An 8,852-nucleotide genomic window follows, 5' to 3' on the forward strand; every position below is an offset into this window, starting at 1 on the left:
GCCAGGGATTTAGCTTCACCGGCCCGGCTGGAAAAGATGTATGGCGGGGTGATCCTATTGAGCGTCAGGTTACTGGCCCTGGCTGCAGCCGCCCTATCCGGGGTGACCATGGCCGTCCAGGGTTCCTTAAATGCGGCCCTGAGCAAAGTGCTTGGCCTGCTGGAAACCACTTTTGTGGTTCACCTGGTGGGTCTGGTACTGGTGGCGGTGCTATTATTTGGCTTTCGCCTGGGAGACGGCCAGTTGTCCGCTTACGCCCGGGCGCCATGGTATTACTACCTGGGCGGTATCCTGGGAGTGGCTATAATTTACCTGGTCACCCACAGCATTCCCAGGGTGGGGGTGGCCCCGGCCACCACCGCCATCATTATCGGTCAGGTGCTTACGGCCAGCTTAATCGATCACCTGGGGCTGTTCGGGCTGGAAAGGCTCCCCTTTACCTGGCACCGCCTGGTGGGAACCCTGCTTATGGCCGGGGGAGCATGGCTGCTGTTAAAGAAATAGGTTTAAGAAAAGTACCAGGGTGAATCCCCCGGCAAGACCGAGGCGGGCCGTGGGCGGGTGCAGGCGCAGGCATTCGGGCAGCAATTTTGTTATAACAATATAGGCCATGGCTCCTGCGGCCAGGGCCAGGAGGGAAGACAGGACGGCCGTGGAAGTCCGGGTAAGAAGAAGTCCAATCCAGCAGCCCAGGGGGGTAACCAGGCTCACCAGGCCGTTTATAAAGAGCACCAGCAGGGGGGAGAACCCCCCGGCTGCCAGGGGAGCTGCTGTGGCCATTCCTTCCGGAATATTATGCAGGGCTATGGCCAGCGCAATGAGAGGCCCCAGGTGACCGGGTTCTATGAACCCGGCAGCAATGGCCAGCCCTTCCGGCAGATCATGCAGTGCTATTCCGGCGGCGATGAGATATCCCATTTTCAAGTAGGTGTAATCCAGTTTGGGTGACTGGTTCTCGCGCTGCAGAATTAAATCCAGGGCAACCATTAAAAAAGTTCCGGCAGCAAATCCGGAAATTACCTGGATGATACTGCCATAATGCAGCGATGCGGGGAGCAGATCCAGAAGCACCACAGCCAGCATAACTCCTGCCGCCAGGCCGGTAAAAAGAGAAAAGGACCGCCGCCCCAGGCGGCCCCAGACAAGTACCAGTACGGCACCCAGGCACGTACTCAAACCGGCCAGGAAAGCCGCAAAAAGTATGGAAAACAAAATATTCACCTGCCAGATCCATGTTTGGTCCACTGTTAAATTATATTAGATCTGGCAGGCCATTAGGACAAGAGGTATGAACAACATTAACGCGGGATAATGATTGCCTGTCCCGGATAAATTTCATGGGGGTTGACCAGGTTATTCGTTTCTATGAGGCTGGAAAGGGGTACGCCGAAACGGCGGGCAATCTGCCACAGGGTATCCCCGGGTTGTACCACGTATTCCTGGCCGGAGCCTGTGCGGGCGGCGCTTGCTCCGGCTACAATGCGCACGGGGGTGCCGATCTGCACCCGGGGAAATAGTTCCTCGATGTGGTGGTTGTACATGCGGATGCAGCCGTTGGAGATGGCCTTGCCGATGGAGTCGGGGTTGCTGGTTCCGTGGATCCCGTAGTTGCCGCCGGGGATATCCAGCCCCATCCAGCGGGTACCCAGTACACCGCCGGGGTTGAGGATTTTGTTAATCACGTGGTAGTCCCCGGTAGGGGTGGGGGTCTGCGGCTTGCCCACAGCTACCGGATAGGTGCGCACCAGGGTATCGCCCTGGAAGTGATGCAGCTGCCTGAGGGTTGTGTTCACCAGCAGGTGGATGCCGGCGGCATTGATTTCTCTCTCTGACATGGCTTTCGCCCCTCCTCATCATGGTTTTTTATCTTTTCACCATGATATGAAGGGGCGGCGCATTTTGTTTTAACCGCGGTTATTATCCAGTTTTTTCTCCATCCTGTATACCCAGGCAATGATCTCCGCCACCACCTGGTACAACCCGGGCGGTATTTCCCGCCCGGCGCCCAGCCCGGTGAGGGTCAGGGCCAGTTCTTCATGGCGGTAGACGGGCACATTGTTTTCCCGGGCCAGTTTTTCAATTAATTCGGCCAGGTAGCCGCGGCCGGCAGCCACCACCCGGGGAGCGGCATCCTTTTCCGGGTCGTAGGCCAGCGCGGCTGCAGCCTTTGGTTTATCCCGGGACATGGCAGCAGCTCCTCCCGCGTAATTATCAGTGAAGCCATTGGGGGCAGCGCTGTCCTCGCTCACTCCAGTGCTTCGCGTAAGATGCGCACCTCAGCTCGCTTCGGGCCGGCTCTGGCTCTCTGCGGATTGCCATCGACACTGTTACCTCCCGACCAAATTAAAGTGCCCGATGTGCCGCCAATAGGTGTTCTTCCGTGTGCTTTCGTTTGGCGTCCTCGAGAGCTGAGCCGGCAGCCTCGCTTCGCCGGGTGCTGTTACCGGCGTGTGCTGCGTCGTTCGCTCCGGACAGCGCCGCCCCCTTATTATAACGGTTCTACTGAGCATGATCCCTGGTGCTTTTACACCAGCGTGTTTACGGGCCGGTAGGGCTGTGGTTCGCCGGGGCGCAGCAGCTCGCAGATGCAGGAGATTTTTCGGGCGGTGACCTGGATATCCCCGAGGGTATATCCCAGGGCAGCCAGCCTGTCCTTTAACTCTCCGGCAGCCCTGGCAAAGGGGGGGACGAATTTTTCCTCCGCCACGGTCACCCTCGCTGCAAGTTCTTTCCCGCTCCCGGACAGGTAAACCCACGTTGCTCCCAGGACCGGGGTTTCCACCCGCACCACCAGGGCCAGGGGGAAGTCCTGCTCACCTTTCTTGCCGGCCCGGTTATCCACCAGATACAGTTCACCATGCAACCCCTTCCCGCGAAAAGTGAAAAAGCTCACCATTTCCTGGTCCGGGGAAAGGGGTACCGCCTGGTTCAACACTTCCTGCCCCCGGGGGGTGGCTTCATCTTTTCCCAGGAGGTAGGCCAGTGCCTCCCGGACCCTGACCGGATCGGCGCGCAGGTCCAGGGTTTCCAGCCACACCCGGGCGGCCCGGAAGGCCGCCCGCTCCCGGGGTGGCAGTTCCCGGGCGGCAGATAAAAGCATCTCCACCAGGGACCGCTCCAGGGGGAGCTGCCACCTGATCATTTCCTGCAGCAGCTTTGTGGTTTCTGGTTCGGTGGCCAGGCCCAGGGCTCCGGCCATGGTGGTCAGTGCGTCCCCCTCCGGTATACCGCTGAGGTACTGCAGGTGTACGGTGTTAACGGTAACCTCGCGCACCAGGGCCCGGAATGTGGCCGGCGGGGAAGGTATCTCCCCCGTGGCCGTGAAGGTCTGGCCGCCTATACGCACTGTGGCCAGGCCGTTTTCCACCCCCAGGACCTCCACCTGCACCACCTGCCCGGGCTGCAGGGAAGTTGCGGCAAGCAGGTTGTCAGCGGGTTTGAGGAAAATACCTGGAACCTGCATGCATTCATTATACCATTTCCTGCTAACGCGAACAATGACGGTCCCGTCATTCCCGGCACAATGACAGACATGTTGTTCCCGGCATTATTTACAGGAAGTCTGATAATTGATATCATGCTGTTTAAGCAGGGATAAGCGGGTAAAAGCTGGCCGGCCTGTATGTGCCGGGAAGTGATAAAAGCAGCGAGCCCGGAGAGATGAAATTTTTCCGGGCCCTGTAGCCAGGCGGGAGAATATTTTTTGACCTTTTAGGGAGGCGGGAATGTGACAGCTATTTCTTGCGTGACGGTGGAAAAGGAAATGCAGAAAAGGAGGGCGGCGGTAAGGCCGTTAAACGAAAGGATGGCCAGGCTCAGGGAGGAGAGCGTAAAGGCCCGGGTCACGATTTCCGGGGAGAGGGCCCGGCTGATTACCGAATTTTACAAGAGCGGGGTTGCCGCCGGCAAATCCATCCCCGTTCAGCGGGCGCTGGCCTTCAAATATCTAATGGAGCGGGTGAGCCTTCCCGTGGAAGATGGTCAGCTGATTGTCGGGTTGAGAGGTACCGGGCCGCAGGAGGTGCCCACCTACCCCGAAATCTGCACCCACAGCATGGACGACCTGGAAATTCTGGATTCCAGGGAGAATATGCCCTATAAAGTCGATGACAGCACCAGGAAGCTGTACGCGGAGGAAATAATCCCGTACTGGAAGGGCCGGACGGTGAGGGAGGCCGTCTTTGCCAGCCTGCCCCCCGAATGGCTGGATGCTTATGAAGCTGGGATATGGACGGAATTCATGGAGCAAAGGGCACCCGGTCATACGGCCGGCGGTGACCGGATATTCCGGCGGGGAGTTCTGGATATAAAAGAAGAAATAAGAAGAAAAATGGCCGCCCTGAAGGCGGAGGATCCCGCGTACAAAGAGAAGCTGGAAGAGCTAAAGGCCATGGACATTGCCGCCGATGCCATCCTGATCTACGCCGGGCGCTACGCGGAGAAACTGGAACAAATGGCCGCGGCCGAAGAAGATCCCGGGAGGAAGGAAGAGCTTCAAGAGATGGCCCGGATATGCCGGAAAGTTCCGGCCCGCGCCCCGGAAACTTTCTGGGAGGCCCTCCAGCACTACTGGTTTGTTCACGTGGGTGTGGTCTATGAGACCAATCCCTGGGATTCCTTCAACCCCGGCCGCCTGGACCAGCATTTATATCCGTTTTATAAAAAGGATGTGCAGGAAGGGGGGCTCACAAGGGAAAGGGCCAAAGAACTCCTCCAGGCCTTCTGGGTCAAGATCAACAACCAGCCCGCAGTGCCGAAAGTGGGCGTCACGGCCGAAGAAAGCTTTACGTACAACGATTTTACCAAAATCAATGTGGGCGGCCTGCAGGAGGACGGTTCCGACGGCGTCAACGAAGTTTCCTATCTAATACTGGAAGTTCTGGATGAAATGAGAACCCTGCAGCCCAACACGGCCGTGCTGGTGAGCAATAAAAATCCCGAACGCCTTCTGCTCAAGGCTTTGAAAGTCGTGGGCCCCGGCTTTGGCGAGCCGCCGTTTTTCAATTTCGACGGTGTGATGGTCAAAATGCTGCGGCAGGGCAAAAGCCTGGAGGACGCCCGCACTTCGGGGGTCAGCGGCTGCGTGGAGTCGGGGGCTTTTGGGAAGGAAGCCTGCATCCTGACCGGGTATTTCAACCTGCCCAAAATTCTCGAAATAACCCTCAATAACGGGGTGGACCCGCAGAGCGGCCGGAAACTGGGCCCTGAAACGGGGGATCCGGCCGGCTTCAAGACCTTTGCCGAGCTCCAGGAGGCTTTTTTCAAGCAGGTCAAACATTTCATGGATATAAAGATGAAGGGAAATGACCTTATCGAAGAAATTTATGCCCGGCAGCTGCCCGTTCCCTTCCTCTCCCTCTGGATTGATGACTGCGTGACCAACGCCACCGACTACAATGCCGGTGGGGCCAGGTACAACACCCAGTACGTCCAGCTGGTGGGGCTGGGTACCGTGGCTTTTGGCCTCAGTGCAATCAGGTACCATGTTTTTGACCGGAAGGCCGTAGCCATGGAAGAACTGCTGGACGCCCTGAGAAATAACTTTGAAGGCAAGTACGAGCTTTTGAGGCAGGTAATTTTAAACAAGACGCCCAGGTACGGGGAAGATGATGATTACGCGGATGAATTAGCCAAAAATATCGTGGATGTAACGGTAAAGATAATTGAAAGTTACCCCCCCTCCCCGGTGAGGAAGGCTTCAAAGAGGGCTTACTTCCTCCCCACGACGGCTCATGTATATTTCGGCAGGGTCACCGGGGCAACCCCGGACGGGAGAAAAGCGGGGATGCCGGTTTCGGAGGGCGTATCGCCGGTGCAGGGGAGCGACCGGAAGGGGATAGCGGCTGTCTTCCGGTCGGTGTCCAGGTGCGACTGGGATAAGACCGGCGGGGCCCTGCTCAACCAGAAGCTCACCCCGGACCTGCTGGAGGGCGAGGAAAACATCAAAAATCTGGCCCGGCTCATCAGGACCTTTTTCCACATGGGAGGTCACCACGTCCAGTTCAACGTGGTCAGCGCCGAACTGCTCCGCCAGGCGCAGGAGCGCCCCGCCGACTTTCAGGACCTGATGGTGAGGGTTGCCGGGTACAGCGATTACTTTGTCAACCTGCCGAAAGGGCTGCAGGAGGAGATAATCGCCCGGACCGAGCACAGGGAACTGTGAAACGTTTACAGGCACGTTTCGTTTCCGGCGTTTCTTGAGCATTGAGCAGGCCAGGCTGCGGGACAGGGTTTTTTAGCCCCATAAATCAAGATGGAGGCATTTAAATGACTGGTGAGGGATTGATTTTCGACATAAAACGGTTTGCCATCCACGACGGTCCGGGGATCAGGACGACGGTGTTCATGAAAGGCTGCCCCCTCCGCTGCTGGTGGTGCCACAACCCCGAGGGCATCCGTCCAGTATGCGAGCCCATGTATTTTGAGTACAAGTGCATTGAGTGCGGTACGTGCGCCGGTGTTTGCCCCACCGGCGCCATTGTCCCGGAAAAAGGTGCGCCTTACCTGGACCGGGAGAAATGCACGGGCTGCGGGGTGTGTTCCGAAGCCTGCCCCACGGGCGCCCTGAAGCTGGCCGGCCGAACCATCACCGTGGAGGAACTCCTGCAGGAGCTGGAAAGGGACGTGCTGTTTTACGATAACTCCGGTGGAGGAGTGACCTTTTCGGGTGGAGAGCCGCTGATGCAGCACCGGTTTTTGGTGGAGGCCCTGAGGGAGTGCAAAAGGAGAGATCTGAGCACGGCACTGGATACGTCCGGTTATGCTGCCGGGGATGTTTTCGCCGCCGTTCTGGATTACGTGGATGTGTTTCTCTTTGACCTGAAGCTGGCCGATGACGGGGAGCACAGGAAGTACACGGGAGTTTCGAACGTGCCGATCAGGAACAACCTGCGGATGCTGGCGGACACCGGGAGGGGCGGCGACGTGATCTTGCGCCTCCCCGTAGTCCCGGGGATTACCGATACGGAAAAAAACATCGAAGGCTTCCTGGAGTTTGTCGTATCATTGAAAGGTATAAGGCGGGTAGACCTGTTGCCTTTCCACGACGTGAGCGAAAAATACTGCCGGCTGGGCAGGGAGTACAAGATGCCCGCCTGCGGCGCCCCGGCCCCGGAAAGGTTGAGGTATATTAAGGAATGTTTTGAGAGAGCTGGTTTTAGTGTAAAAATATGAGCAACCTGGTTTAAAAGGAAAATGCAGTTGTATTCAGTGATATATATTTATATAATATACACAGGGTATATACAAGACCTTCTATGTCAATAGGTTTATCAAAAAATTTTAGGTAGTACAAATGTTCGTGGTCTTTAAAAAGGACGGGCTTCGCCCGCTCCGCCCGGCGAGGGCCAGATTAAAATCCAGCCCTCGCCGGCGGCTAAAGAACATTGAAAACAGAATAATTTAACATCATGCTGCCCGACTAAGATGCCTGGCGCGGGCTGTGAGAAATGTGGCTTCGTCGTAGCAAGTACGGTTTTTCCACATGGCAAAGATTATTCGTACCCAAATATTTGCCAATGCACGCAAGGCCTCATGGTGGGTTTTACCCTGGCTTCTCTTGGTGTCGTAATATTCCCGTGCCCAGGAAACCTGCCTGATACTCTGGAAGGCAAATAGGTGCATTGCTCGTCGGAAAGGTTTTACGCAGGATCTGCGCTGCCTGGCAAAGCGATACTTGCCGCTTTGAAAGAGAACCGGTGAGGTACCCGCTAAAGCCTGGACCACGGCTGCATTTTCGTAACGTTCCCGGTCGTCCCCCCACTCCGCCAGCAGTCTTGGCGCAAGCCGCTCAGCCGCCCTTGGCAAGCTAGCGAAGATCCTGCTGTCGGAGTGCTGCTGAAAAAGGCGGTTGATCTCCTCGTCGTAAGCAGCGATTTGGTCCTGGACTAATTCCAGCTGTCTCACCAGGGCGAGCATCAAGCGGCATTTTGCCCGCACGGTGGGAGCGCTGGCCTGAAGCTGCGGCTCATGCGCCTTCTGCCAGATGGAGATTGCCGTTTGGTTGGGCCGTGGATGCTTATGCTTTTTCAGAAAAGCGGCCATCTCCGGAACGGTAGCTTCCCTGACCAGATCCGGGGTGGGGTAAAGCTTGAAAAACTCCAGGGCTACCGGCAGGGTTGGCTTCGAGAAGAACTCCAGGGCTACCGGGTAATACTCCTTCAGGCAAGCAATGAGCTTATTGGTGAGCCGGGTGGATTCCTGGATGAGGCTGTCCTGGTCCCGGGTGAGCATCTTTAGTTCCGCGATCAGTTCCGTATCTGGCTTAAGCCTCTTCAACTGCGCCAGGTCGGAGCGGCCGATGTTGGCCAGCAGCCGGGCATCGATGGGGTCGCTCTTTGCCCCGGAAGGTTTTCGCCGGTAATCCACAACCTTCGGGTTAAGCGGGTAAACCGGAAAGCCGGCTTCCAGCAGAAACTGCACTAGAAGACCGTTTTTGGTTTCGAGCAGGCAGGCGAAGTTTTCCGGTTCGGGATCGATGCTTAAGAGCCTTTCCTTTAATAACTCCATGCCTTTCCTGTTGTGAGGGATGGTGAAATATTTAAGCTCTTGCCCCTTTTCATTGAACACAGCTACATCGTGATGCAGGTCAGACCAATCAATCCCTACGAAGTACATGTTGAAAACCTCCGGTATAGAGATTGGCTGCAGACTGGCAGTGGGCCTTATCTAACGTGGTGCTCGAAGCACAACCCTTCTATAAACCGCAGTCTGCAAATTTGATCCGGGAAAGGTAGCTCTTGTGTAAGCAGTCGAACTGTCAGGAGGTGAAATCCTTTTCCCGGAAACTTTGAACTATATTTTGCCAACTTAGTTGAGCATTCCTGCTCTTAAGTTGAGTTTAACAGATAAGG

8 protein-coding genes are annotated in these 8,852 nt (G+C 56.6%); 3 read left to right on the forward strand and 5 right to left on the reverse strand.

Annotated elements, in window-relative coordinates; translation table 11 throughout:
* The first annotated feature begins 57 nt into the window (after window positions 1–57).
* The gene (locus BUB44_RS07875; RefSeq protein ID WP_114362123.1) at window positions 58–504 is read left to right on the forward strand and encodes a DMT family transporter; all 447 of its coding nucleotides are present in this window, start codon (window positions 58–60) and stop codon (window positions 502–504) included.
* On the opposite strand, the gene BUB44_RS07880 is transcribed toward BUB44_RS07875, so the two are convergent.
* The 4 genes from BUB44_RS07880 to BUB44_RS07895 form a co-directional block, all read right to left on the reverse strand.
* Window positions 493–1,221 carry a ZIP family metal transporter gene (locus BUB44_RS07880; RefSeq protein WP_242655891.1) on the reverse strand — a complete coding sequence of 243 codons (729 nt, stop codon included), beginning with the start codon at window positions 1,219–1,221 and terminating at the stop codon, window positions 493–495. The two genes, BUB44_RS07875 and BUB44_RS07880, sit on opposite strands and share 12 nt — an antisense overlap.
* A gap of 77 nt (window positions 1,222–1,298) precedes the next feature.
* On the reverse strand, window positions 1,299–1,835 hold the full coding sequence (locus tag BUB44_RS07885; RefSeq protein WP_073164884.1) for a L,D-transpeptidase family protein: 537 nt from the start codon (window positions 1,833–1,835) through the stop codon (window positions 1,299–1,301).
* Between the two features lie 69 nt (window positions 1,836–1,904).
* A complete protein-coding gene (locus tag BUB44_RS07890; RefSeq protein ID WP_027356175.1) occupies window positions 1,905–2,186 on the reverse strand; it encodes an EscU/YscU/HrcU family type III secretion system export apparatus switch protein in 282 nt (93 codons plus the stop codon).
* A 338-nt stretch (window positions 2,187–2,524) separates the two neighbouring features.
* Complete coding sequence (locus BUB44_RS07895) at window positions 2,525–3,463, reverse strand: flagellar hook-length control protein FliK (protein ID WP_073164886.1); 939 nt, start codon at window positions 3,461–3,463, stop codon at window positions 2,525–2,527.
* A gap of 300 nt (window positions 3,464–3,763) precedes the next feature.
* Between BUB44_RS07895 and hypD the strand changes: the two genes are divergently transcribed.
* Window positions 3,764–6,163, forward strand: a complete 2,400-nt coding sequence (gene hypD, locus BUB44_RS07900) for a trans-4-hydroxy-L-proline dehydratase (RefSeq protein ID WP_207545635.1) — start codon at window positions 3,764–3,766, stop codon at window positions 6,161–6,163.
* A 104-nt stretch (window positions 6,164–6,267) separates the two neighbouring features.
* Complete coding sequence (locus BUB44_RS07905; RefSeq protein WP_073164889.1) at window positions 6,268–7,173, forward strand: glycyl-radical enzyme activating protein; 906 nt, start codon at window positions 6,268–6,270, stop codon at window positions 7,171–7,173.
* A 234-nt stretch (window positions 7,174–7,407) separates the two neighbouring features.
* On the opposite strand, the gene BUB44_RS07910 is transcribed toward BUB44_RS07905, so the two are convergent.
* Window positions 7,408–8,616, reverse strand: a complete 1,209-nt coding sequence (locus tag BUB44_RS07910) for an IS110 family RNA-guided transposase (RefSeq protein ID WP_073162470.1) — start codon at window positions 8,614–8,616, stop codon at window positions 7,408–7,410.
* Window positions 8,617–8,852: the final 236 nt, after the last annotated feature.

The sequence above is a fragment of the Desulfofundulus australicus DSM 11792 genome, assembly GCF_900129285.1.
In the GTDB taxonomy this organism is placed as follows: Bacteria; Bacillota; Desulfotomaculia; order Desulfotomaculales; family Desulfovirgulaceae; genus Desulfofundulus; species Desulfofundulus australicus.

Excerpts from the sequence above, each read along its gene's own strand:
- BUB44_RS07885 (WP_073164884.1), bottom strand. The coding sequence starts at position 1,835 with ATGTCAGAGAGAGAAATCAATGCCGCCGGCATCCACCTGCTGGTGAAC.
- BUB44_RS07890 (WP_027356175.1), bottom strand. The coding sequence starts at position 2,186 with ATGTCCCGGGATAAACCAAAGGCTGCAGCCGCGCTGGCCTACGACCCG.
- BUB44_RS07895 (WP_073164886.1), bottom strand. The coding sequence starts at position 3,463 with ATGCAGGTTCCAGGTATTTTCCTCAAACCCGCTGACAACCTGCTTGCC.
- hypD (WP_207545635.1), top strand. The coding sequence starts at position 3,764 with ATGCAGAAAAGGAGGGCGGCGGTAAGGCCGTTAAACGAAAGGATGGCC.
- BUB44_RS07905 (WP_073164889.1), top strand. The coding sequence starts at position 6,268 with ATGACTGGTGAGGGATTGATTTTCGACATAAAACGGTTTGCCATCCAC.
- BUB44_RS07910 (WP_073162470.1), bottom strand. The coding sequence starts at position 8,616 with ATGTACTTCGTAGGGATTGATTGGTCTGACCTGCATCACGATGTAGCT.